Source organism: Paenibacillus sp. Lou8.1 (assembly GCF_024213565.1).
Classification (GTDB): Bacteria; Bacillota; Bacilli; order Paenibacillales; family Paenibacillaceae; genus Paenibacillus; species Paenibacillus polymyxa_B.
Window position 1 is genome coordinate 44,192 of sequence record NZ_JANAVN010000011.1, and the last position, 25,572, is coordinate 69,763.

Below are 25,572 nucleotides of genomic sequence, written 5' to 3' on the forward strand. Positions count from 1 at the left end.
CCTTCGTTCGGATTGCAGAATGAGGAGGTACCCTATAATATGAAGCTTCAAGATATGATCGGACTTGCCGTTTTCGATGTGGAGAACGGGAAGCAGATTGGCAAAATACATGACTTTATGGTGACAGCTGATTGGCGAATCACAGGGATCGAGTTGGAAGGAAAAGGGCTTTTTTCTTCTCACGTGAAAATGGTTGCTTGGGATGACATCGTTGCTTACGGTGAGGATGCGATCATGATTCGCAATCAGCAGGCTGTCCGTAAAACGGAGGCCCATGATATACAACATACGTACTTGCTTGGACCCGGTAAACTGAAGGATCTATCCGTGCTAACAGAGGAAGGGCTTATGCTCGGGCACATCTCGGATGTTTATTTTGACCAGGAAATGGGCAATAACATAATAGGCTTGGAAATCAGCGATGGTTTTGTATCGGATATTATAGAAGGGCGGAAATGGCTGCCCTGCACCGAAGATATGTCCATCGGGGAAAATGCCGTTATGGTTCCCCCGTTAAGCGAGCAGCGTCTGGAAAAAGCCATATATTCTGTTAATGGATAGGGTGAGTTTATTGAGATGTCCGAATTGTAATTCCAAAGATATCGGCAAAATCGGCTCCCATCAATTTTATTGCTGGGGATGCTTTATCGAACTTCAGGTGAATGGTGAAAAAATGTCTGTCTACCAAGTGGAAGAGGATGGAACGCTCAGTTCGCTGGACGACCTATTCTTTGGAGACGAGATGGCACAACAGGACTTGCCGCAAATTCATGCTTCTTCCTAAGCTTGACACCGGAAGTGGACAGGCTGCTACTAAGAGGTGTGATCTACATACGGCTTAGTAGGTTGGATAATGCTTGATAAAAAACAACGAAGAGGGTGCCCCGAACAGCCATATGGCCGTTCGGGGCACCCTCTTTTGTATACCATATTTATGAAGATGGTTAGTTTTACAATTTAAAGCGTTTGACCTCTTCCAATAGAAGATCAGCGTGAGAATCGAGTTTGGCAGAAAGGTCGGCAATATTGTTCATGGCATGACCTTGTTCTTGTACAGAAGAAGCCACTTCCTCTGTAGATGCTGCACTTTGTTCAGAAACAGCGACAACGCTGGAAATGACATCGGAAATATGTCCAGCATTCACACGGAGATGATCTGCGGCGGCGGTAACGTCCTCAATTTGGGCAAGCATATGCTGAGAAGCCCCACGAATGGATTCAAACGCCTGTCTCGTTGCAATGGCAGCATGCTCCTGTTCTACAGTTACAGCAAGTGCTTTCTTCATTTCCTCTGCGCTTTGAACTCCTGCAATTTTAATTTCTTCCAGCTTCCTCATGATACTGTCACTGGAACTGCCCGCTTGCTCAGCCAGCTTTCTCACTTCTCCCGCGACGACAGCAAAACCTCGTCCGTGTTCCCCGGCCCGTGCTGCTTCGATAGATGCATTGAGGGCCAGCAGGTTTGTTTGTGCGGCGATATTGTGGATGGCCCCGGCCAGCCGCTCAATATCCTGAGTTTTCAGCGCGAGCGAATCTACAGCTTCTCCTGCCGCAGTCGTCGTTTGTCTGGACTCGGCGGCCAGTTTCGCTTGACGTTCTGCTGTTTCATACCCTGCAAGCACGGCAGAATCTGTTTCGAACACGGCAGTTTGGGTGCGTTTGACACTTTCGCCGATCTGGTCGATGGAGCCTGTCATGTGAGTCAGCTTCTCAGAGCCGGAATATACAGCCTCAGCTTGATCGCTCGCTCCTTGGGCAAGCTCCTGAACTGCACTGGAGATTTGTGACGCGATGGTTCCAGTATCTTTGGCGTGTTGATGCATATCATGGGAAGCTGAGCTGACATCACCAGCAGTATCTGATACCTTGCGCAAAAGGTGAGAGAGATTATCAGACATGATATTAAAATCTGTTCCCAGGCTGGCAATTTCATCTTTACCCTTAACATCTACACGAGCGGTCATATCACCTTCAGCTATACGTTTGACATTCGCTTGGAGTCTGCGAATCGGCTTAATAAAGTTGTTTGCCGCCCAGATTGCCAGCAGCATAGCGACGACCAAGATGATAGCAACCGTAATAATCAACGTATTACGAGTGGAGTAATACTCCTGAAAAGCAATATCTTTGGAAATAGACAACCCTACAATCCAGCCTGTGCTAGGCATTTTTTTAAAATAAAGCTGACGGTCACTACCATTATAGCTATAGTCTGTTTCTCCCGAAGCTGCGCTCAGCAGGTCCGCGGTTGATGAGCCCAACTCGGGGGTGTCCTTGAGGTTTTTGCCAGCCAGCTTGTTGTCTGGGTGCGCGATCACGGCTCCATTTTGGTCAATCAGAAATGCGTAGCCCAATCCGTTCAGGTTTATGCTTTGAATCATTTTTGTCATATCGTTGAGCATAATGTCTTCGCTGACTACCCCGGTGATAGAATCGTTGGAATCCTTAAGAGGCTTAGCAATGGAAATGGTGAAGTCCTTGCTGCCTGCATCAATGTATGGGGACGAGTAATACATTTCTCCCTTGGTTTTGGCATCCTTGTACCACGGTCGAGCGCGAGGATCATAACCTGCTTCAAACCAGCCAGATCCATCCCAGTAGGACCCATCTTCAAAGCCTGCATAAATATTGGAAATATTTTGATCTTTATAGTTTTGAAAAGCTGCTTTCAGAGATACGGCTTTGGCATCTGATGAAATATCGCTGGATTCCAGGCCTGCAGCCAATGTTTCAATAATTTTGGCGTTACCACCTATCCATCCGTCGAGCTGGTTGACGGTTTCGGAGGCTTTGCTGTTCATAAGCTCTTGGATATCATGGTTGGCCTGATTTTTAACGCTTGTCATGCTAATGATCGACAATGGCCCAGCTGCAACGATAACAATACAAGTAAAAAGGAGAATAAGCTTGATTTTTAAGTTCATGTAACGACCCCCCGATGTTTCAGAAATGTGAAAGCTTAAAGTAGTGCTTTGTACTTATATCGTCAGATGGAATGACTTTGTTAATTGTTTTCATCCGTTTTCATCATTTTTTTACAATAGTAATCTATAGGGTAATCCAGACTTGCGGGAAGGATTAAAGTAGAGGTACAGGCATATACTTAAAGGAGGCTAGTCCGGTAAGGGGGCACGAAATGGAGCAATTAACGAAAAGTAGACTGTTCCGGTACGGAATATGGACGCTGCTGGGACTTGTCATTCTATATTTTATCTGGCTGCTGCGACCTTTGTTTTTGCATTTGTATGAATTTCTGAAAACAATCATTGCTCCGTTTGCGGTAGCGATGATCATCTCCTATGTACTTAATCCCGTTGTCAGTATGCTAGGCGGTCGCAAGGTGCCTCGAAGCGTAGCTGTGCTGCTCATCTATGCTGTGTTTTTAGCCAGTCTTGTTGTGATTCTGATGAACCTGATTCCAATGTTCATTGAACAACTGGATGAGCTGAATGAGCATCTGCCTGAGCTGACCATACATGCACAGGGATTAATGACGAGTATGGATAGCGGCATTTTGCCCCAAGGGGTGCGAACGGGTATGAATCAATGGTTTTTCCAACTAGAGAATCGGATGGCAACAGGGATTTCTACCTTTATGGATAACATTGGCGGGATGATCAACATGCTGTTCAATGTGTTCATTGTACCGTTCCTCATTTTTTATATTTTGAAGGATTTTGATGTGTTCGAGCGGACGATTGTGTCTTACCTCCCGCGTTCTCGTCGCAAGGCGATTGTAACGGTACTTAAGGAAATTGATCAGGCGCTTGGAAACTATGTCAGGGGACAATTACTGGTATGCGTCATTATTGGAGTGATGGCTTATCTCGGCTATATGCTCATTGGCATGCCTTATGCGCTGTTGTTGGCAGGAGTGGTTGCGGTTTTTAACATCGTTCCGTATTTGGGCCCCTTTTTGGGAGCCGCTCCGGCAGTAGTCATGGCTTCTACGGTCTCCTTAAAAATGGTGCTTTTGGTCGTGGTCGTTAACACCTGTATTCAAGTGTTGGAGAGCAATGTTATCTCTCCCCAGGTGGTGGGACGAACGTTGCATCTGCATCCGATAGCCATTATTTTCGCTTTGCTAGTGGGTGGGGAAATTGCGGGAATTACCGGCTTGATTTTAGCGGTTCCCGTGATGGCGGTTTTAAAGGTAGGACTTCAGCATTTTTTTGCTTATTATGTGAAGCGGAAAACAATCTGATTTTGTCCATACACCGTATGTATCTTGTCTGAAATCGCGTTGACACGGCTAAATGACACGGATATACTGAATTGAGTATGTTTAAATGTGTTTATCCAGTAGGGAAAGCTCATTTCGAAGTGCGGGCTGAACCCGCCGGGATGCTCCCGTTACCAGTGAAAACAAGGCGATCGATCGTCCGTTAAGCAAATGTTGGTGTGCAGCCTGCGCATGGGCATTTTGTACAGAGGGGACGGCGTTAACCAGGGTGGTACCGCGATACAATCGTCCCTGATCCGTTCAGGGGCGTTTTTCTGTTTTTTTATGGCCTGTGCCAGGAACCAGTGACACCATAATTAGGAGGCTACTTATATGAAAGCTAGTGAAATCCGCTCCAAATGGCTGGAGTTTTTTGAAAGCAAGGGACATGTGATTGAACCAAGCGCACCGCTTGTTCCACATAAAGATCCTTCCCTGCTGTGGATTAATGCGGGTATGGCGCCGCTTAAGCCTTATTTTGACGGACGTGTGAAGCCGGAGAATCCACGTATTGCTAATTCGCAAAAATGTATCCGGACGAACGACATTGAGAATGTCGGTAAAACGCGCCGTCATCATACTTTTTTCGAAATGCTCGGCAACTTTTCCATTGGTGACTATTTTAAGGAAGAAGTCATTACATGGGCATGGGAGTTTCTGACGGACCCGAAATGGATTGGTTTTGATCCGGAACGTCTGGCTGTAACTGTATATCCTGAGGATGAGGAAGCGTACAAGCTGTGGAACGAAAAAGTTGGACTTCCTGCCGAACGTATCATCAAACTGGAAGATAACTTCTGGGATATCGGTGAAGGCCCTTGTGGACCTTGTACGGAAATCTTTTATGATCGTGGCGAAGCCTACGGCAGCGACATGACGGACCCTGAAATGTATCCAGGGGGAGAAAATGAGCGTTATCTGGAAGTGTGGAACCTCGTATTCTCACAATTCAACCATAACAAAGACGGCAGCTATACGCCGCTTCCAAACAAAAATATTGATACAGGGGCTGGATTAGAGCGTTTTGCATCCATTTTGCAAAATGTGGATTCCAACTTTGATACGGATATCTTCCAGCCACTCATCCAAAAAACAGCGGCGATGGCAGGAGTCAAATATAACGAAAATGTGGACAGTGACGTGGCTCTTAAGGTTATTGCTGACCATGTCCGCACCGTAGCTTTTGCAATTGGTGACGGTGTGCTGCCTTCTAATGAAGGACGGGGTTACGTGATCCGCCGTTTGCTGCGCCGGGCTGTGCGCTATGGAAAAATGCTCGGCATGAACCGTCCATTTATGTTTGAGCTGGTGGAAACCGTTGGGGATGTCATGGGTGTGTATTACCCTGAGGTAGTGGACAAGCGTGATTTCATCATCAAAGTGATCAAAACGGAAGAGGAACGCTTCCATGAAACACTGACAGATGGATTGGCCATTTTGTCCGATATCAGTGCTCAGGCGAAGGCCGAAGGTCGCAATGTCATTAGCGGAGCAGATGCCTTCAAACTGTATGATACGTACGGGTTCCCGTTCGATCTTACAGAGGATTATGCGGACGAGCAAGGCTTGAAAGTAGACCGAGAAGGTTTTGATGAAGCGATGCAGGAGCAACGCAAACGTGCCCGTGATGCTCATCAGGATAGCGCCAGCATGAAGATTCAGGGCGGAGCTTTGTCCGATCTGGCGGTTAAAAGTGAATTTGTTGGATATAATGACCTCATAACTGAGTCTAAAATTGTGGCGATTGTATATGAAGATGCACTGGTGGACAGTGTTAGTGAAGGGCAGTCTTGTCAGGTCGTGCTGGATGTGACCCCTTTCTATGCCGAAAGCGGAGGACAAGTCAGTGATCAAGGCTTGCTGCGTGGAGGTACGGTAACCGCGAAGGTCGAAGGGCTGTTTAAGGCGCCACAAGGTCAGCATGTGCATCAGGTTGTTGTAGAAGCCGGCGAGCTAAACGTTGGCGATACGGTGAAAGCAGAAGTAGATCAAGCTTCACGTGGAGAAATTGAGAAAAACCATACGGCTACGCATTTGCTTCACAAAGCGCTTAAAGAAGTGCTGGGTGACCATGTCAATCAGGCGGGTTCTTTGGTAGAGCCTGGGCGTCTGCGTTTTGACTTCTCCCATTTTGGAAGCATTACACCAGAAGAGCTGGCGGATATTGAACTGCGTGTAAACCGTGCCATCTGGAGCCAACTGGACGTTAATATTGAACTGAAACCGATTGATGAAGCTAAGGCTCTCGGAGCAATGGCGCTTTTCGGTGAAAAGTATGGAGATATCGTACGGGTCGTTAAGGTAGGCGATTATAGCATTGAACTATGCGGTGGCTGTCATGTCAGCAATACTTCGCAAATTGGCTTGTTCAAGCTTGTCAGCGAGAGCGGCATTGGATCAGGTGTACGTCGTATTGAAGCGGTGACCGGACGTTTTGGCTTTGAATATATGGAAGGTCAATTAGAGCTGTTGAAGGTGTCGGCTGGGCTTGTAAAATCCAAGCTGTCTGAGGTACCAAAGCGTATCGAATCTTTGCAGCAACAAATTAAAGACCTCAGTCGTGAAAATGAATCGCTGCAAAGCAAGCTGAGCGTTATTGAGGCAGGCCAGCTGACCGATCAGGTCGTGCAAGCAGGCGGGGTGCAGCTGTTGGCTGCACGCGTGCAGGCTTCCAGCATGGATGCGTTGCGTGCGATTGCTGATGAACTGAAAGGGAAGCTTCCGGCTGCTGTGCTGGTGCTCGGCGCTGCAATGGACGACAAAGTTAATTTTGTCGTAGCAGTTCCGGCAGAGCATACCAAGGCTGGACTTCATGCAGGCAAGCTCGTGAAAGAAATTGCTGCCGTATGCGGTGGCGGTGGTGGCGGACGACCTGACATGGCGCAAGCCGGTGGTAAGGATGCCAGCAAGCTGGACGAAGCACTTCAACGTGCGCATGAACTGGTGTCGGCAGCCTCACAAGGATAAAGTTCGATAATTTTTGCGGATTTTTGGGAAAAAACGGGCTTAGATATTTCCTTGTAGGGCTTTGCTTATGGTATGATGTAAAAGAATAAGCTGGCATAAACATGTACACATGTTTTGTGGAAGCGAGGTGTCAACAATGGATTCCATGGACAAAACGGTCAAATTTAATGTCAAGGCAGATGAGAAGGAAGCTTCTGCTCAGGAGATTTTGTTGACCGTATATGATGCGCTGGTGGAAAAAGAATACAATCCGATCAATCAAATCGTCGGCTATTTGCTATCCGGTGATCCGGCTTATGTGCCACGGCATAATAATGCCAGAAGCCTGGTACGTAAAAAAGAGCGCGATGAGTTGATTGAAGAATTGGTTCGTTTCTATCTCGCCAAGCACCGTTAGGAGACAGGCATGAAAGTAATGGGATTGGATTACGGGGATCGCCGAATTGGGGTCGCCGTAAGTGATGCCTTCGGCTGGACCGCCCAAGGATTGGAAGTCATAGAACGACGCGGTGACGACAGCGAGTTCGGTAAAATTGCAAATTTGGTTCGTGACAATGAGGTCGGCGAGGTTGTTGTAGGCTTGCCGAAAAACATGAACGGAACCGTGGGTCCACGCGGTGAGATTTGCATCGAGTTTGCGAACCGACTCAAGGAGTTACTGGGTTTACCCGTTCACCTTTGGGATGAACGGCTGACGACGCGTTCGGCGGAGCGTGCGCTTCTGGAGGCCGACGTCAGCCGAAAAAAACGCAAGCAGGTGGTAGATAAACTGGCCGCAAGCCTGATCTTGCAAAACTATTTGGACGCACACAGTACAAGGTGAGGGGGATTTCGTAATGGCTGAAAATCAAGTGGGTATGGAAGAAGAGCCGGAAATTATTTATATTGCCGATGACGAGGGCAACGAGGAAGAGTTCGAGGTCATTATGAAGTTTGAGGTAGATGGTTCCGAAGCGAAGTACATGATGGTTGCGCCAGTGGACCCTGAAGCTGATGAGTCCGATGTGTACGCCTTCCGTTACGAGGAAGAAGGCGATGATATTAAATTGTTTGTGATCCAAGACGATGCCGAATGGGAAATCGTCGAAGAGACCTTTAATACATTTGTAGAAGAAGAGGAAGACGGGAAATGACGAGCTATTCACGTGAAGACCTGAGTTGGACCTCTGATTTGAAGGAAACGTTCGACGGCGATGTAGAGTTACAGGATGAACAGGGCCATGCAATTCGCATGGAATTGGAAGCAGAGTTCAAGGTAGGTGAACAACGGTACGCTGTATTGCGTAGACCTGGGGCTGCTGTTGGCGAACATGAACTATACCATGTAAGCTCATCCACAGACGGCGAAATCTCCATCACCACCATTGAAGATGATGATGAGTGGGAAGATATTTCCGAACTGTACGATGAATGTACGTTGCCGGAAGAACTATAAGTCTGGATAGCGATGAGATCAAACCTGAAAGGGCGGACCAGTCCGCCCTTTTTGGCTGTGAAGGAGTTGGGTGGATGTGAAGCGAAGGACGAGGATGTTTACGTTGTTTCTACTGCTTATCATTATAGCAGGAGGGGCAACCCTCTATATTTGGAATGCCATGCAGCCTGTTCAGCCCCAAACACAACCCGTTGCTTTTACGGTGGTGCAGGGAACAGGAACATCGGCAATTGCAGATACGCTGGAGCAGAAGGGACTTATACGTAATGCGTTCGTGTTTAAGGCTTATGTGAAATTCAAACAGCAAGGAAGCGCATTTCAGGCCGGAAAATATGAGGCGCAGCCTGGCGCAACCTTTGATCAGTTGATTACTAAGTTATCGGCCGGAGATGTTGTCAAAGAGGAAATGATTCGGTTTACAATCCCGGAAGGTTTTACGATTAGACAGATGGCTGATAAGCTGCAAAAGGAAGGATTGGCAGATCGGCAGCAATTTTTGCAGCTGGCCAACGATCCGTCCGCTTTTGACGTCGCGCTAGTGCGGGACATTCCAAAGCAGGCGGGGCTTCGCTATGCGCTGGAGGGCTATCTTTTTCCGGAAACCTATGAGCTGAAAAAGGGCAGTACGGCCAAAGATATTATACAGGTGATGCTAGAACAGACACAAAAGCGGCTGGAGACTGTTTCCGATTTGGATGCCAAGCTGAAACAGCGGGATGAAACGCTGCATCAACTGCTGACAGTTGCTTCTCTCGTAGAGCGCGAAGTGGTTGTGGAAGATGAGCGGTCAGTAGTAGCTGGCGTCATTTATAACCGGCTCAAACAGGGTAAGAAGCTGGAAATTGATGCTACGGTTCAATATATGCTGGACAAGCAAAAAGAACGGCTGTATTACAAGGATTTGGCTGTGGAAAGCCCTTATAATACGTATTTGCATCTGGGACTTCCGCCAGGGCCGATTGCAAGTCCCAGTCTAAACTCAGTGATAGCGGCTTTACAGCCAGAAGCTACAGATTATTTATTTTATGTGACCAAAAAAGATGGGACACATGAACATTTGTTTGCCAAAACGTATAAAGAACATTTGCATAATATTCAGGTAAGTAACCGTAAGACAAATTAGGAGGTGAGCCTATGGCTTACAAACCCGAACTACTGGCAACTGCCAGCTCTCCGGAGGATGCCCGCCATATGCTGGAGGCTGGAGCTACTGCATTACTTATTGGAGATGACCGCTTTGGAATGCGGCTGCCGGGACATTTTACCCCTGACCAAATCCGTGAAGTGGTGGAAGAGGCACGCAAGCATACGGCACAGGTATATGTATCCATGACGAATTTGATGACGAACGAGTTATTGCCGCTCCTTCCCGAATATGTGCAGACCCTAGCTGGATGCGGCATTGATGCCATTGAGTTTAATGATCCCGCAGTGCTCATGGCCGTGAAGGAGTATGCTCCGCATCTTAAGCTGTTCTGGAACGGTGAGATGATCTCCACCAACTTTGCAACCGCCAACTATTGGGGTGAAAAAGGGGCTTCCCGGGTCATTTTGGCTCGTGAGCTCAGTATGGATGAAATTACCGAAATGATACCAAAGTTGAACATAGAAGCACAGGTTCAGGTACATGGTATGACCAATATTTATCATTCCAAGCGTAAGCTTGTTCAAAGTTATATGCTGCATCAGGGACGTAATGTAGAAGGCGATTTGGGCAGAGGGCGCGGCTTGTTTCTGATTGAAGCAGAGCGGAAGGAAGAAAAGTTCCCCATCTACGAGGATATTAATGGGACACATATTATGAGTTCAGATGATTTTTGCATCATGGAGGACCTGCATATTCTAATGGAGGCCGGCGTGCATAGCTTTAAGATCGAGGGCTTATTGAAACCTACGGCTTACAATGAGGCGGTTGTTCGTGCTTATCGTAAAGCAATAGATAGTTATACAGCTGACCCGGATGCTTATGCTTATGATGAAAGCTGGCTGGATGAAGTTCGCCGTCTTCAAGATCCAGAACGGGAACTTTCCTTCGGATTTTTCTATAAAGAGCAGGTTTATTAATTTTAAAATGAATTGAATTCACAGAGGGGGGAACGTCATGGGGACGATAACCAAAACGAGAAAATATATAGGTAAACGGAATCGTCTGGATAAGCCGGAGCTGTTGGCTCCTGCCGGAAATCTGGAAAAGCTGAAGTTTGCCGTTCACTATGGCGCGGATGCTGTATATATTGGTGGACAAAAATATGGTCTGCGTTCTAACGCCGATAATTTCAGTTTTGAAGAAATGCGCGAAGGTGTAGAATTTGCCAACAAGTACGGTGCTAAGGTGCTTGTGGCCACCAATATCTATGCCCACAATGAAGATATTGCCGGAATCGAGGAATACTTGCGCAATCTGTACGAGGCAGGAATTCATGCCGTTATTGTCGCTGACCCGGCTATTGTATCCGTGGCATTGCGTGCTGTTCCTGGATTGGAAGTGCATTTGAGTACACAGCAGTCCACGCTGAACTGGCAAGCGGTAAAGTTTTGGAAAAACGAGGGACTACCGCGTGTGGTACTGGGTCGTGAGACCAGTCTAGAGGAAATCGAAGAAATTAAAAAGCATGTGGACATCGAAATCGAAGCTTTTGTCCATGGTGCGATGTGCTCTTCATTTTCCGGCCGCTGCGTGTTGTCCAATCACTTTACAGACCGTGATTCCAATCGTGGGGGATGTTGTCAGTCTTGCCGCTGGAAATACGATTTGTTTGAGGATGCACGCCCAGGTGAAGTTTGGATATCTGAGGAAGAGGCACAGGACAGCAATGCACTGAAACAGTTCCAACTCGGTGTTAACCAGCTTCCACTGTTTGAAGAGAGCGATAATGCTTTTTCTATGGGTTCCAAGGATCTGTGTATGATTGAAAATGTCCCTGATCTGATTGATGTAGGTGTAGACAGTTTTAAAGTAGAGGGACGTATGAAGTCTATCCACTATGTGGCTACGGTCGTGAATGTCTATCGTCAAGCGATTGATTCCTATATGGCTGATCCTGAAAATTATGTGCTCAAACCAGAATGGATTGAAGAAATTAACAAGGCAGCCAATCGCCCGCTGAATACAGGATTTTTCTACGATACACCGGATCATGAGGATCATATTTATGAGCCGGAAGAAAAAGCAGTCCCTTATGATTTTGCTGGACTGGTTATGGACTACGATGCCGCAAGTGGCATCGCAACTATTCAACAACGGAACCATTTTAAACCCGGTCATGAAATTGAATTTTTCGGCCCGAACGGAACATTCTTTAAACAAACGGTCGGAACGATCTGGGATGAAGAAGGCAACGAATTGGATGCTGCTCGTCACCCGCTTCAACGGATTAGAATGAAGGTAGATCAACCCGTATCGTATTTTGATATGATGCGTAAAAAGAAGTAAATAAGCCTTAAGTCACAGGTTAAAAGATTCAAAAGCCTCTCCTATCGGTTGGAGAGGCTTTTTTTTGAATAGTTTTATAGGAAAAAAGTTTCACAAAATTTAGTTGATACTCAAAGGAAAGCTACATTCCTTGTCGAATAGTTCCGATAGAAGTTATATAGATAATAGATACATAATGGATAACGTGGAATTAGAAACTAATTATATGGTGGTAGGTGAGAGGAATGGGTTTACGGAAAAAAGAGGGGAATACAGTAAAAAGGCAACCCAAGAAAACGGATCAAATGCAGGGTTTGAAAGGCAGTAAAGTGACCATGGAAAAAGGGGAACAAACGGGTGCGGTGTCTTCGAAGGTTGCCCCCTGGGTAGCTAAAGCGACTCGTAAAGGTACACACAATTTAAAGCGTTTACTTAAGCCGGAAAGGTACAGTAAAGATTTCATGCATTTGGTCAAAAATTATAATCCGATACGTTCGGTTGGAATGAAGTTGTTTCTGATCTTTTTTGCGGCAATTATGTTATTTGTGGTTAGCTTGGGGATGCTCTCATACTACAAGGCTAAAAGTACGATTGAGCAAAATGCAGCTACGGCTTATCAGCAGACCGTCCAGCAAACTTCAGAAAAGCTTGATATTATTCTAGAGCGCTTTCAAGACACATCGACACAGGTATTTTTCGATACTGAATTAAGTGATCAGTTGCAAAAGGCAGTAAAGCAAGATAAAAATCCCTTTGCATCTTTTGTTGCTATGGGCGAAGTGAATAAGAAGCTAACGAATCTTGCTTTTACGAATAAAGCGATTGATTCAATGTACTTGTACCCGGAAGAAACCAATTTAGCTGCTATGGGCACCGGAACTCAAAAGGATGTACGGCAGGAAGCGTGGTTTAAGGATATTTTGAAAAACAAGGGAATGGTTTGGCTACCTACGCAGGTGAATGACAATGGTAGCAAGACCTTTCGTCTGGCACGCTCCATGAACAGCATGTCCGGGTTGGGAGGGACTTATGTTCTGGTTATGGATTTAAAGTCCAGTGCGGTGGAGGACGAGTTAAAAGGTATTAATTTGGGCTCAGGCAGTATGATTAGCCTTGTGACAGACAAGGGTGAGTTTGTAGGCTCTAACAATGAGAGCTTGACAGGAGGGAAGACAAAGCTGGATTACGTTTCCAAGCTTGAAGGAATCGAAGGAAATCAAATTATGGAGCAGGAAGCAGACGGCAAAAAGCAAAGTGTGCTTGCGGTTCATAATACGCTGGGAACTTCCAAGTGGATTCTCGTGGGTGTAGTACCTGTATCTGAGCTGGTGAGAGACGCTAAGGGGATTCTAACCACAACCTGGATATTTGCTGCAGTGGCTGCACTCATTGCATTGTTCATTGGCCTGTGGATCGTTCGCCTCGTGGCTCGTCCATTGACACATCTGAAGGATTTAATGGTCGAAGGCGCCAAAGGCAACTTGCAAATTCGAACGAACTATAAGACTCAGGATGAAATTGGGCAGTTGTCAGAAAGCTTTGATATGATGATGGAGCAAATTACATTGCTGGTACAACAGACGAATGCCTCAGCTCAGGAAGTTCTGAATACAGCGACAGAATTAGGCGATGCCTCGAAGAAGACAGCCATTTCAGCCAAAGAAATTGCAGCAGCAACAGAAGAGATTGCTCATGGCGCCGCCAGTTTGGCAACAGAGGCTGAACGTGGCAGCGGACTAACCGGGAATATATCTGAGCAAATGGACACGGTGATGGCTTCCAATTATGAAATGAGTCTGGTCGCACAAGAAGTTGAACAATCCAGTGAAAAAGGGACCATTCAGCTGAGAAATCTATTGGGCAAGACTCGGGTTACGGAAGAAACTACGCATGCTCTGGTGGGCAAAGTAGATGAACTGAAGCAGACAACTTCGGATGTATTTAAGGTGCTGGACGTACTACAGGATATTGCGAAACAAACGAATATTCTATCACTGAATGCGACGATTGAAGCGGCACGAGCGGGGACGGCGGGGCGTGGTTTTATGGTGGTAGCTAATGAGGTTCGGCAGTTGGCTGAACAATCACGTCAAGCTATTCGTACGGCTACAGGCATTACTAACAACATCGTCAATGAAATGAATGAAACGGTACAGGCATTATCTGAGGTGTATCCGCTGTTCCGGGAACAGATGGGAGCCGTGCAGGAAACAACGGACATTTTCCAATCGGTGCAGCAGCAAATGGGAGAGTTCGCGCTACGATTGGGAACGGTCACCGCCTCCATTCATCATCTGAGTGAATCGCAGACCACTTTGTCCGAGGCAATGACCAATGTAAGTGCGGTGGCCGAGCAATCCTCGGCTACTTCGCAGGAAGTCGCTTCGCTCAGCACTGAGCAGGCCAATATCGGTAATCAACTGGTAGGTTTGTCGGATAAGCTGGAAGGAGTATCGGTGAATTTGAAGGAACAGCTTTCGCGGTTTACGGTGTAGATATAACAAACCCATGGGAATCAGGAATGTCACTGATTTCCGTGGGTTTGTACTTTTTATTAGTGGATGTGCTTAAAAATCCCTCACGAAGGAAAGCAAAAGATGAATACAAACACAAAGGTAGCTTGGGTTGTGCTGGCCATTACTATTTTTATTACGGTCTTTTATTAAATTCGGAAACCCATTCACGTTAAAAGTTGAGTGGGTTTTCTTTTTCAACTACAGGACATACTACTGGAAAAATGATGAAAGAAGGATGGATGTGCCGAGGCGTGGTAGCAGTTTCATACGAAAACGTCGAATTGCATATATGGCCTTGGGGGTGATGGCGCTACTGCTGATTTTATTATTCCGACTGGCTTGGATTCAGGGGACAGCGGGCATTCATATGTCTGTTTATGGAGGGCATTCGCTTAAGGAAATGTCAGCACGTCAGCGACAGGAGGGCATTTCTATCGACTCTGGACGTGGACAGTTTACGGACCGGCATGGGCAACCCTTGACTGGCGGAGTCGTATGGGCGCCAGTGCTTTTTCCCGATGTAGATGGCAAAGCGGCTATACATGGCGAAGAACTGGCTAAGCTACTGCGTACGAACAAGAAGCAACTACTGACACGATGGAAAGGACTGCAATCCCCGCTCATATGGCGTGATGGGGGCGGAGAGCCCGTACAAATCAATCCGCATGAAGCAGGCAAGCTGCTGAAGCTAGCCCCTTCGCTTATCGAGCTTGTACCTTATGCGAAACGTTACAGGGATTTGCCCAATGGCAGGCAATGGCTTGGCTTTCTGTATGAACGTGCCGACCGAGCGAGTGAACTGCCGATGGGGGCAGCCGGGCTTGAAAGAACGTTGGAGCCGCTGCTGAGCGGCGTCGGTGAAACGTTCGTCTCCCGATTTGTAGATGCGCAGCGTCGTCCATTGACTCATGTACCGCTGCGTGTCAGTGCTCCATCCAATGGTCACTATCCATTACAGGTACAGACTACAATTGATCTACCTATACAGGAACAGATTGAAAAGCTGACGGAATCTAGTCATTTGGCAGAAGGGGCGGTGGTAGTGCTCGATGCAGGCAACGCGGATGTACTGGCGATGGTTTCTCGCCCTTTTTATAATCCCGGTCATGTTGATCCCCAGAAAAAAACAGACTGGTCTAATCGTGCACTTAAGGCGATAACGCCTGGTTCCATTTTTAAGTTGGTTACGGCTGCTGCTGCACTTGAATCAGGTGTTGTCCAACCGCAGGAACAATTCCATTGTCATGGAACTTATGGCAAGTACGGTTTGGCTTGCTGGAAAAAAGAAGGACACGGTACCCTGAACCTGGAGGAAGGGCTTGCCGTATCCTGTAATAGTGTGTTCGCTCATCTCGGTGAACGGCTCAAGCCTGAGCAAATTCAGGCCACAGCCTCTGCACTGGGATTGGGCCGAACTGTGGGCTGGCAGGAGCGGAATCTTGCAGGGCTACCTCAATTCAGACCGCTGGATCACGAAGAAAAGGGAGCCGTATTCGGCTCCCATACGAACGCGTCTGATCCGGGCGTACGTGTACAGACAGCTATCGGTCAGCGCGATGTGCTGGTAACGCCTCTCCAAGCTGCTAATCTCATCGTCACCTTGCTGCACGATGGTCAAGTACATGCACCACGCATTGTCAAACGCATTAGCTACGCAGACGGTAGCCCCTTCCTGGAACTACCTACTCATGCTGCACCTTCACCCGAGGGTAGCCGCTTGATTCACACATCGACGGCTCGCATGCTTCGTGAAGCAATGGAAAAGGTTGTGACACAGGGGACGGGTGCCTCCTTGCGTAGTAATTCATGGAATCTGGCCGGCAAATCAGGTACGGCCCAAGCCTTGAAGAACGGTCACCCTATCAATCACCAGTGGTTTATAGGGTATGGTCCGATAGAGCGGCCTCGTTATGCGGTCGCCGTCCTTGTACAAAATGCTTCAACACATTCTGCAAATCAAGCTACAGCACTGTTTGGTCAAGTAATGGATCTGTTAGCTCAATCCTCCTGAGTTCCACGGGTAGCTTCACGATCTTCCTCCTGGATTTTAACGATAAACGGAGGCTCGTCAAATTCCTCTGTCGGAAACCGAATCCATTTCTGCAGATAGCCTTGCTGCCACAATTCCTTGAGCAAAATGATCAGAATGGGAGACAGGATTAATCCGGCCAGTCCAAAGATGGACAACGATATAATGGCAAAGGAAAGCATCAGATAGGCAGATGAAACACCGATGGAATTACCAGTGATTTTAGGCTCTGCCAGCTGGCGGACGATCACCGTGACAGCCATGACAATGAGCAGGCCTACAGCCAGGCCGGTATTGCCTGTGATGAACAGATACACTGCCCACGGAATAAAAATAACAGGCACACCCAACAAGGGCAGGATATCAAACAAAGCTGCCACGAGCGCCAATGAGAGGGCATTATCCACTTGCAAAATGAGTAAACCTATAAATACGAGAACAAAGGTAATCCCTACCAGTAAAGCTTGAGCCTTGAGAAAAGCGGAGATAGCTTTAAGTACGTGATTTTTCAGAAAAAGGTAAGCCGTTTTTAGTGTCTTGGGTGTTTTACTACGGGCAATTCCCTTCCAAAGATTAATTTCCATACTTAAAAAGAACGCTAAAATGATCGCAACCGCAAAGTTGCCCATAAAAACAGTGAAAGAGCTGAGGAATTGTATGAAAAAGGATAACCCTAGCTGTGCCCATTTCGTAGCAATGGTGGTGGCAGTCGCAAAATAATCATTTACACGTTCGGTAACACCCGGAGGTAAAGCAGCAATTTTATCTTGAGAAAGATGAAGATACCGCGTGAATTCCGTTTGGATAATCTGCGTATAATGTGGGAGGTTTTGCGCGACTTTGGTAAATTGCGTAACCAGAATCAGGCCCAATCCGAAAAAAATAGCAAGTAAAAGGATGATAAACAGCAATACGGAGAGCGCAGAGGCGAAGGGCTTCTTCATTCCCTTGCGATGAAAATAACGAGCGGCAGGTTCAATGCACCAGAACACGACGAACGAAAGGAACACAGGTGCCGCCAGCTGGTACAGTTTGCTGGATACGAACATAATTAAATACACGGTTAATACGATCAGTCCGATATCAAAAACGGTACGCCAATATTTTTTGTACAATGGAAGCATATGTATACAACGACTCCTTTAAGATTTTTACTTATTGTACACTAAATTGGACCTCAATGCTGACCATATACAATAGTGAAATCTCGGCATGCTTACGTCTTTATGCTAACATATAAGTAAGTGAGTTTTCCTCAGGAAGCCTGCTTGGGAGTTCAGAATAGAAAAGTGGGGATAAAACGTGCAGACTTTGCTGTTATGGATGTTTTACATTTCAACTTTTTATGCTTTTGTTCCGGCGCTGGTTAGTCGTATATTTGGGTTCCGGGTGTTCCGGCGCGGCAAAAGTGAGCAAGAATATGCGCTCACCTTTGATGATGGTCCTGATCCAGTGTATACATCACAGTTGCTTGATTTACTAAAGCGTTTTGATGCCAAGGCTACTTTTTTTGTTGTAGGGATGAATGCGGAAAAACACCCTGAGCTTCTGAAACGCATGCATGATGAAGGTCATCTGATCGGTATTCATAATTATGTGCACAAATCGAATTGGCTGATGCGGCCTGTTACCGTCAGAAGACAAATTGCCCAGACAGAGTCAGTTATCCGTCGAGTAACTGGCGAAGGAACGACCTTTTATCGTCCGCCTTGGGGGATTGTGAATTTTTTTGATATTTCCAAAACCAATGGTCGTCGAATCGTATTATGGTCTTCCATGTTCGGGGACTGGAAGGCCAGCATCGGAGCGAAACAATTAGCGGAGAGAATGCTCAAAAAGCTGAGGGGTGGCGAGGTGATGCTGCTCCATGATTGTGGTACGACATTGGGGGCAGACGTAGAAGCGCCACAGAATATGCTAATCGCGCTGGAGAAGCTACTGATGGTCGCGCAAGAACGGCAATTACGTAGCGTACGGGTGGATACATTGTTTTGCCGTCAGTCTGTCAATAAACCCACTGCCTCCGAGATGTCCAGTACGGGCTGGTTTAAAAGAACGCTGGTATTCGGATGGCTACAGTACGAGCGGTTATTCCACGCTTTGTTCCGTCTTCGTCCCGTAAGCAAGGAGGATACGATCTTTTATTATCGTCGCCGTATCTATCATGGGCCAAATATAAATTTGGAGAACGGCAGGTGGCTAGAAAAAGGGGACCCGGTAATCGAGCTTCATTTTGATAATAAAATGTTGTTTCAATTGGGTTCGACGGCAAAGTCGATGGTACATCTAGCTATTCAATTGATTCGGATTGTGAAAAGACAGCTTCCTGATCTTGCCCAACGGATTGTACATGATTCTGGAATGAATGGTGTAAAGGCGATCTATGCAGTAAGTATGATTCATCGGGGACCAGAGAAGTTGGGATTTCAAGTTCGGGAGCTTCCCCAAGGACTGTTCAAGCATGTGTCCACCGTATATTTAAAGCTTTTATTTAGTGTCATCCATCCTTTGGGTTCAGAACAGTTGAGTGAAAAAAAAGATGTAATGGTACCGAAACTGATCGTGATGCCAATGGATACCTTGTTTGACCGTTTTCATCAGGGAGACTTACACTGCTCAGACGAAGCTCTTGAGCAAACAGCTCAGAGAGATGATGTCCATATACTCAACAGCGAAATGACCGAAGAGGCTAATCCTGTTCAGACATCAGTCAGGGCTTCACAAGCAGCGGATACAGGATCAAGCAATTGACCTAATAAAAAAAGCCTCTCGATCCTTTGTTAGGGGTCGGGAGGCTTTTTAGCCGTTCATAAAGCATATCTTAGCAAAGCTTTAGATTTTCATAATTCCGCCGTTACTTGCGTTCGTCACCAGCTTGGAATAACGCGCCAGGTAACCCGTTTTCACCTTCGGCTCAAAGCCTTTCCAGTTGGCGCGACGACGTTCGAATTCTTCGTCCGTAATGTGGAGCTCAATCTTACGATTGTTCAAGTCCAGCTCAATGATATCGCCGTCCTCAACAAAAGCGATAGGTCCCCCTTCTGCGGCTTCGGGGGAAATATGACCGATGGAGATACCACGGGAAGCACCTGAGAAGCGTCCGTCTGTAATCAGACCTACCTTGGCACCAAGCCCCATGCCCACGATTTGTGAAGTTGGAGCGAGCATTTCAGGCATACCAGGTCCGCCCTTTGGACCTTCATAACGGATAACAACAACGTGTCCTTCATTAATTTTACCGTTGGCGATACCTGCCAGTGCATCTTCCTGTGAATCAAAGCAGATAGCAGGACCTTTGTGATAACCACCAACCGAAGGATCAACTGCACCGACTTTGATAATGGAGCCTTGCGGTGCCAGATTACCGAATAATACAGCCAGACCGCCACGTTCGGAATACGGGTTGTCCAGTTTATGGATAACGTTAGTGTCCAGAATTTCCTGACCCTCTACATTTTCACGAATGGTTTTTCCGGTTACAGTAATACAGTCACCATGCAGTGCGCCCGGTTTCTTCAACAATTCATTCAGCACTGCGCTTACGCCGCCTGCATTATGAACATCCTCAATATGATAGTCGGAAGCAGGTGCCAATTTGGACAAATGAGGTACGCGGTTTGCGACTTCATTAATACGTTCGATAGGGTAGTCAACTTCTGCTTCATGGGCAAGTGCCAATGTATGCAATACGGTATTCGTGGAACCGCCCATTGCCATATCCAATGCAAATGCATTATCAATAGCTTCTTTAGTCACGATATCACGTGGTTTAAGATCCAGCTTAATCAATTCCATCAATTGGCGTGCAGATTGTTTAACGAATTCTTTACGTTCTTCTGCTACTGCGAGAATGGTGCCGTTACCTGGCATAGCCAGACCCATCGCTTCTGCGAGACAGTTCATGGAATTCGCTGTGAACATCCCTGAACAGGAGCCACATGTCGGACAGCCATATTGTTCTAATTCAAGCAAGCTTTGATCGTCGATTTTACCAGCCTGATATGCACCTACGCCTTCAAAGACGGAGGTCAGGGAAATAGAGCGTCCGTTCTTGTCTTTACCAGCTTTCATAGGACCGCCGCTGACGAAAATAGTTGGAATGTTAACGCGCAATGCGCCCATCATCATGCCAGGGGTAATTTTATCACAGTTAGGAATACAAACCATGCCGTCAAACCAGTGAGCGGAAACGACAGTTTCCAGAGAGTCAGCTATAATTTCACGGCTCGGCAGAGAATAACGCATACCGATGTGCCCCATGGCAATGCCGTCATCTACACCGATGGTGTTAAACTCGAAAGGTACACCGCCTGCCTCACGAATGGCTTGCTTGACAATTTTGCCAAATTCCTGCAAATGGACGTGGCCCGGTACGATATCAATATACGAGTTGCATACCGCAATAAACGGTTTGTCAAAATCTTCTTCCTTGACACCCGCTGCGCGCAGCAAGCTGCGGTGAGGAGCGCGGTCAAAGCCTTTTTTAATCATATCGGAACGCATTTTCGTCTTAGCTGTCATGATGCTGGTTTCCCCCCAAAGTATAAAAATAGTATGGCGTTCAATGGACGCCGTGATAGCGCAGATGTTTTCTAAAGAGTCTATCATAGATGTGAGCTTTTTTCTACATATATGAAGATTTTGAAAAAGTACAAGAAGTGTTCTGTAATCAACAATATATAGATATAACCAGTTTTATTTGTCTATATATTGCATTTAGAAGAGGTTAGAATGTGATTCTATTAGAAATATGTATACTGATAGGTTTGCGTATCAGGTAAAATATGAAAGAGCCCATTCCTCAATAAAGCGGATGGGCTCAGGCTTGTTTTTATGTTAAAGGAGGGCGGAATATGACACTACACCTTAATTTCTGCCGCCTTTACGACCGATGTCTCTGTAGAAATTTTTGTCATGCGACTCAGCTGTAGCATCGCCGCCCTTTTTGCCGATTTCCTGATAAAATTCTTTATCATGAGAGTTTGCGGTTGCTTCCCCGCCTTTTTTACCAATCTCCTGATAAAATTCCTTATTGTGCTTCTTGGAAGTAGCTTCTCCACCCATACGACCTGCTTCTTCGCGACTCATTTTCTCCTGATTTTGATTACGTGCCATTACAAATCACTCCTTAATAAAAAAGTTGTTTTTTGTTGCGCGCATCCTTTACTTACCACATCACGCCTGTATGAAACAGGCTCTAAGTGGAGTAAAGAGAGGGTAGACTCGCTTACATGTTCGTCTGTAAGTGGGTTGTCGCGTGTTCAATGTTAAATAAAAAAGGGATAAAAAGATTACGCGGACCGTCTAAAAGGATAAGGAGCTGGCTTTAGCATCCACTCTACCTGTGGCTCAATCAGAGGTCTTGTTGCAGTTCGAACCCAAGGCATGGTCAACATACAGCACAGACCTGCAGCACACACTACAATCAACATGACTTCCACTGGAGTATCTATATATTCGTAGACTCCCTTTGCAACGACGGTACGGACGATCAAGCCATGGAGTAAAAAGACATATAGTGTCCGTCTTCCCATCTCGGTTATACGTCCTGTCACGGTCGGAACAAAGCTTAGAAACGCCATCGATGCTATCCATTGAACTCCATAAATGCCGATGCGGTAAATTCCTGCGTACCATTCGGTATGGCCCAATTCACCATAAGTCATATTGCCATACAGCCAGCCTGCCGGGATGCCGAAATACGACGTTCCCGCCAGTACCATAAGCAGAAGAGATACAATGCCAGCGATTATGCGGACTGGTGTTGTGAAGAACCGTCGAACGTCCGCATAATTCAAATGATAACCTGCTACAAAGTAAGGCAAATAAACAAAGGTTCTGCATACGCTCAGCCATATACCATCCACAGGGAGATACCCGACAAGGATACCCAGCAGCACGGATATACCCAATTGGAGGACAGGTGGTATTTTCTGAAAAGTCAGCATCAGCAGTCTCCAACAGATATGGCTAGCAAGGAACCAGAGGAGCAGATAAGGAGCAAAGAACGAATGATGGATATGGGGAACGTGGAAGAGTGCAACATCCAAGATCGAATAGAGCGATTGAAAAATAAGATATTGCATACCGATCTGAAGCAGAACTTTTTGGCCTGCGGGTCCGGTCAAAGATGATTTGGCAAAGTAGCCTGTAACGAGTACAAACAACGGCATATGGAACATGAATATCCAGCTGAACCATTGTTGGGCAATATGAAGTGAACCGACTAGAGGCTCCAGAGCATTTCCTGCAAATACGCATATGATCAACAGAAATCGCAGATTGAGAAAGAAGCTTTCCCCTTGTACATCATGGCTTGTCGTCATGTGTTTCCCTCCGAACGGCTTCTGCCGACTAAACTATTTAAAAAATAATTCTTTACAAGGAACAAGGTACGATACTCTGGACCTTATCATTGTGATTTTTTTCACAATAGTAAGCGCTACCATGTCCTTATTATGTGGCGAATGCTTGAACACCGGAGAAAGATGGGCTAATACCTGGAAATGTATGCTGATTTGACCCTGTATGTACAACGATGTTACCCTAACAAGGCTATAGTTACGCTGATGAATACAGCGACACATTTTATATTCAAATTACGAATTTCGAGGTACAAAAGGCGAAAGGAACTTTTACAATGAGAAGAAGAACAAGAAGATCATACAATTCATATGGGACACGTGGTCCTCGGAAAATATGGAAAATTCTCTTAGGCATCCTGATTGTCATTGTACTGATCGCAGGGTGGGGGGCATGGAAGGTATTTACGCCTTATCAGCCTGACGAGACGGCTGCTGCTGCATTAGCCGAAGTAGCGGATGCTGTGAAAGTAAATGAACAAGAACATTGGGTTGGTTTTGAGCCTGTAAAAAGAAGCGGAGCCGGAGTCATTTTGTATCCAGGGGCGTTGGTGAAGCCCGAAAGTTATGCGCCGTTGGCACGCCGTCTGGCGGAAAAGGGTCATCATGTGATCATTGCAAAAATGCCACTGAACCTTGCATTGATCTCCCCGGATTTAGCGAATGAAGTGCTAAAGGCATATCCGAAAGAAGCGTTTGTTATTGGAGGCCATTCGTTAGGCGGTGTGATGGCGGCCCGATATGCAGCTGCACATCCTGATCAGGTCAAAGGTGTATTTTTCCTCGCCTCCTACCCGGATAACAAGGGTAATTTAAAGGATAAAAATCTGCCCGTTATTTCTCTACTGGGAAGTGATGATGGAGTCATCCAGATGGAAAATGTCCAAAGTGGAAGAACTTATTTACCAGCCAACACGCTGTATTTTACAGTCGAAGGGGGAAATCATGCCCAATTCGGCAGTTATGGTGTCCAAAAAGGGGATAATCCTGCAAAAATTAGCGCTGCCGAGCAATGGAATCAGACGGTAACGGCTTTACAGGACTGGATGAAGGAGAGTGTGGATGTGGCTGCTAAGAATCAGTAAAGGAGGTGTGCTGCATGTCTGAGCTGATCGTGCAGGGGGAGCGGTACCCATGCCGTGGTATTTTATTAGATAAAGATGGAACGTTGCTGGATTTTATTCAGTTGTGGGGCCCCTGGGCTCGTTCTATACTGGATATGATGGAGCAGCATCTTACCGTGGCAGGTGCCGGTTTTACGGTAGAAAAAGGTACCGTTCTAGGTACTGTTCACGATCAGGAGGGACGTGTGATCGGTTACGACCCTTCTGGCCCGCTGGCCATGGGGACGGTGGACGAAAGTACGGGGGTACTGGCTTGGCAGCTTTATAATACTGGTGTACCGTGGAATGAAGCGGTCCGGCTTGTCCGCGACTTTAATAAAACGGCCATGGCTGATATTCGGCGACATCGGGCAGCGAAGGTGTTTCCAGGGTTGCGGACATTGCTGGAGCAAAGCCGCCATGCCGGGCTGAAGCTAGCGGTTGTGACCTCTGACAGTACAGAGGCTGCACAGGAGCATTTGGAGTGGATGGGGCTGACATCCTATTTTGATGAGATTATCGGACATGATAGGGTTACATATGGTAAGCCTGACCCGGAAATGGCTGAAAAAGCCTGCGCATTACTAGGATTGTCGCCGGCGGACGTGGTAGTCATCGGAGACAGCAATGGGGACATGCAGATGGGAAAACGTGCCGGAGTGCGGCTCGCTATTGGATTTGCGCCAGAAGCAGAACGTTCTGGTCATTTGCTGGATGCCGATAAGGTTGTTCGTGGATATGAAGAACTGGAGGTGCGTAGGGTATGAAAGTTAATACGTTGGCGGAATGGATACAGCAATCGCAGAATATTGTTTTTTTCGGCGGAGCAGGCACATCGACGGAAAGCGGTATTCCAGATTTTCGTTCGGCAGCAGGCCTGTATCAAAGTGAGGAGAAATTGCCTTATTCCCCTGAGGTTATGCTGAGCCGTTCATTTTTTGTGAAGCATCCTGAAGTGTTCTTTGACTTCTATCGCAGCAAAATGCTGCATCCCGATGCGGAGCCAAACGGTTGTCATCATTTCCTCGCGTCATTGGAAAAGCAAGGCCGTCTAAAAGCGGTTGTGACCCAAAATATTGACGGCTTACATCAGGCTGCCGGCAGTGTGAATGTATTGGAACTTCACGGCTCGGTGCATCGGAACCAATGTATGGAATGCGGACGCTTTTACAGCCTAGATGAAGTGATGAACAGCTCTGAGGTTGTACCTAAATGTCCAATAGATGGAGGAATTATCAAACCGGATGTCGTTTTATATGAGGAGGAGCTGAATCAGGATACCATTATTCAATCCGTTCAGGCTATTTCGCAGGCTGATCTGCTGTTAATTGGAGGAACGTCGCTGACAGTACATCCTGCTGCGGGCTTGATTACTTATTTTCGTGGTAAACATACGGTGCTGCTGAATACAGATCCCACCTCGTATGATCATAAGGCGGATCTTTTGATCACCGATCCAATCGGTAAAGTTATGGAAAAACTTGCTCATCAATTAGGTCTGTAATCGTTTTCTTGTCAACGCCTGG

23 protein-coding genes are annotated in these 25,572 nt (G+C 46.6%); 17 read left to right on the forward strand and 6 right to left on the reverse strand.

From position 1 onward, the window contains the following. Positions 1-39 precede the first annotated feature (39 nt). Positions 40-561, forward strand: coding sequence for a PRC-barrel domain-containing protein (locus tag NLX78_RS16640; protein WP_069290192.1), 522 nt, complete (start codon positions 40-42; stop codon positions 559-561). A 10-nt stretch (positions 562-571) separates the two neighbouring features. Then, positions 572-784, forward strand: a complete 213-nt coding sequence (locus tag NLX78_RS16645; RefSeq protein ID WP_013311529.1) for a hypothetical protein — start codon at positions 572-574, stop codon at positions 782-784. Between the two features lie 166 nt (positions 785-950). Here NLX78_RS16645 and NLX78_RS16650 read toward each other — a convergent pair whose 3' ends face one another. Beyond that, the gene (locus NLX78_RS16650; RefSeq protein WP_254351007.1) at positions 951-2,924 is read right to left on the reverse strand and encodes a methyl-accepting chemotaxis protein; all 1,974 of its coding nucleotides are present in this window, start codon (positions 2,922-2,924) and stop codon (positions 951-953) included. A 212-nt stretch (positions 2,925-3,136) separates the two neighbouring features. Between NLX78_RS16650 and NLX78_RS16655 the strand changes: the two genes are divergently transcribed. After that, a complete protein-coding gene (locus NLX78_RS16655) occupies positions 3,137-4,204 on the forward strand; it encodes an AI-2E family transporter (RefSeq protein ID WP_069290190.1) in 1,068 nt (355 codons plus the stop codon). Between the two features lie 81 nt (positions 4,205-4,285). On the opposite strand, the gene NLX78_RS16660 is transcribed toward NLX78_RS16655, so the two are convergent. Beyond that, positions 4,286-4,468 (reverse strand): hypothetical protein, encoded by a 183-nt coding sequence (locus tag NLX78_RS16660; protein WP_254351008.1) that lies wholly within the window; start codon positions 4,466-4,468, stop codon positions 4,286-4,288. A gap of 87 nt (positions 4,469-4,555) precedes the next feature. Here NLX78_RS16660 and alaS point away from each other — a divergent pair, with 87 nt between their 5' ends. The 10 genes from alaS (at position 4,556) to NLX78_RS16710 (ending at position 16,563) form a co-directional block, all read left to right on the forward strand. Continuing rightward, positions 4,556-7,189 (forward strand): alanine--tRNA ligase, encoded by a 2,634-nt coding sequence (gene alaS / locus NLX78_RS16665; protein WP_069290189.1) that lies wholly within the window; start codon positions 4,556-4,558, stop codon positions 7,187-7,189. A gap of 136 nt (positions 7,190-7,325) precedes the next feature. Further along, complete coding sequence (locus NLX78_RS16670; RefSeq protein ID WP_007431624.1) at positions 7,326-7,586, forward strand: IreB family regulatory phosphoprotein; 261 nt, start codon at positions 7,326-7,328, stop codon at positions 7,584-7,586. Positions 7,587-7,595: 9 nt separating this feature from the next. After that, complete coding sequence (ruvX, locus tag NLX78_RS16675; RefSeq protein ID WP_061829280.1) at positions 7,596-8,012, forward strand: Holliday junction resolvase RuvX; 417 nt, start codon at positions 7,596-7,598, stop codon at positions 8,010-8,012. A gap of 13 nt (positions 8,013-8,025) precedes the next feature. Further along, complete coding sequence (locus tag NLX78_RS16680) at positions 8,026-8,322, forward strand: DUF1292 domain-containing protein (protein ID WP_069290188.1); 297 nt, start codon at positions 8,026-8,028, stop codon at positions 8,320-8,322. Next, complete coding sequence (locus NLX78_RS16685; protein WP_013311522.1) at positions 8,319-8,624, forward strand: DUF1292 domain-containing protein; 306 nt, start codon at positions 8,319-8,321, stop codon at positions 8,622-8,624. Before NLX78_RS16680 ends, NLX78_RS16685 begins: the two co-directional genes overlap by 4 nt. Positions 8,625-8,718: 94 nt before the next feature. Continuing rightward, complete coding sequence (mltG, locus tag NLX78_RS16690; protein WP_254351108.1) at positions 8,719-9,747, forward strand: endolytic transglycosylase MltG; 1,029 nt, start codon at positions 8,719-8,721, stop codon at positions 9,745-9,747. Positions 9,748-9,758: 11 nt separating this feature from the next. After that, entirely contained in the window at positions 9,759-10,688 is a 930-nt protein-coding gene (locus tag NLX78_RS16695) for a peptidase U32 family protein (protein WP_250260671.1), read from the forward strand. Between the two features lie 37 nt (positions 10,689-10,725). Further along, a complete protein-coding gene (locus NLX78_RS16700) occupies positions 10,726-12,057 on the forward strand; it encodes a peptidase U32 family protein (RefSeq protein WP_039272863.1) in 1,332 nt (443 codons plus the stop codon). A 224-nt stretch (positions 12,058-12,281) separates the two neighbouring features. Continuing rightward, complete coding sequence (locus NLX78_RS16705; RefSeq protein WP_254351009.1) at positions 12,282-14,531, forward strand: methyl-accepting chemotaxis protein; 2,250 nt, start codon at positions 12,282-12,284, stop codon at positions 14,529-14,531. A gap of 256 nt (positions 14,532-14,787) precedes the next feature. Then, positions 14,788-16,563, forward strand: a complete 1,776-nt coding sequence (locus NLX78_RS16710; protein WP_254351010.1) for a peptidoglycan D,D-transpeptidase FtsI family protein — start codon at positions 14,788-14,790, stop codon at positions 16,561-16,563. On the opposite strand, the gene NLX78_RS16715 is transcribed toward NLX78_RS16710, so the two are convergent. Continuing rightward, positions 16,551-17,705, reverse strand: coding sequence for an AI-2E family transporter (locus NLX78_RS16715; protein ID WP_250260675.1), 1,155 nt, complete (start codon positions 17,703-17,705; stop codon positions 16,551-16,553). The genes NLX78_RS16710 and NLX78_RS16715 overlap by 13 nt on opposite strands. A 178-nt stretch (positions 17,706-17,883) precedes the next feature. Here NLX78_RS16715 and NLX78_RS16720 point away from each other — a divergent pair, with 178 nt between their 5' ends. Further along, complete coding sequence (locus NLX78_RS16720) at positions 17,884-19,332, forward strand: polysaccharide deacetylase family protein (RefSeq protein WP_254351011.1); 1,449 nt, start codon at positions 17,884-17,886, stop codon at positions 19,330-19,332. Positions 19,333-19,413: 81 nt separating this feature from the next. Here the strand turns inward: NLX78_RS16720 and ilvD are convergent, their stop codons facing one another. From ilvD to NLX78_RS16735, 3 genes are all read right to left on the reverse strand, one after another. Further along, the gene (gene ilvD, locus NLX78_RS16725) at positions 19,414-21,102 is read right to left on the reverse strand and encodes a dihydroxy-acid dehydratase (protein WP_023989895.1); all 1,689 of its coding nucleotides are present in this window, start codon (positions 21,100-21,102) and stop codon (positions 19,414-19,416) included. A 345-nt stretch (positions 21,103-21,447) separates the two neighbouring features. After that, complete coding sequence (locus tag NLX78_RS16730) at positions 21,448-21,696, reverse strand: KGG domain-containing protein (protein ID WP_029515716.1); 249 nt, start codon at positions 21,694-21,696, stop codon at positions 21,448-21,450. Between the two features lie 176 nt (positions 21,697-21,872). Beyond that, positions 21,873-22,907, reverse strand: coding sequence for an acyltransferase family protein (locus NLX78_RS16735; protein WP_254351012.1), 1,035 nt, complete (start codon positions 22,905-22,907; stop codon positions 21,873-21,875). Between the two features lie 314 nt (positions 22,908-23,221). Between NLX78_RS16735 and NLX78_RS16740 the strand changes: the two genes are divergently transcribed. From NLX78_RS16740 to NLX78_RS16750, 3 genes are read left to right on the forward strand one after another with little or no spacing between them, the layout of a single operon-like run. Beyond that, the gene (locus tag NLX78_RS16740) at positions 23,222-24,028 is read left to right on the forward strand and encodes an alpha/beta fold hydrolase (protein WP_254351014.1); all 807 of its coding nucleotides are present in this window, start codon (positions 23,222-23,224) and stop codon (positions 24,026-24,028) included. Between the two features lie 14 nt (positions 24,029-24,042). Continuing rightward, the gene (locus tag NLX78_RS16745) at positions 24,043-24,813 is read left to right on the forward strand and encodes an HAD family hydrolase (RefSeq protein WP_061829270.1); all 771 of its coding nucleotides are present in this window, start codon (positions 24,043-24,045) and stop codon (positions 24,811-24,813) included. Further along, positions 24,810-25,550: an NAD-dependent protein deacylase gene (locus NLX78_RS16750; RefSeq protein ID WP_061829269.1), complete on the forward strand. Its 741-nt coding sequence runs from the start codon at positions 24,810-24,812 to the stop codon at positions 25,548-25,550. The genes NLX78_RS16745 and NLX78_RS16750 overlap by 4 nt, the downstream gene beginning before the upstream one ends. Positions 25,551-25,572 lie beyond the last annotated feature (22 nt).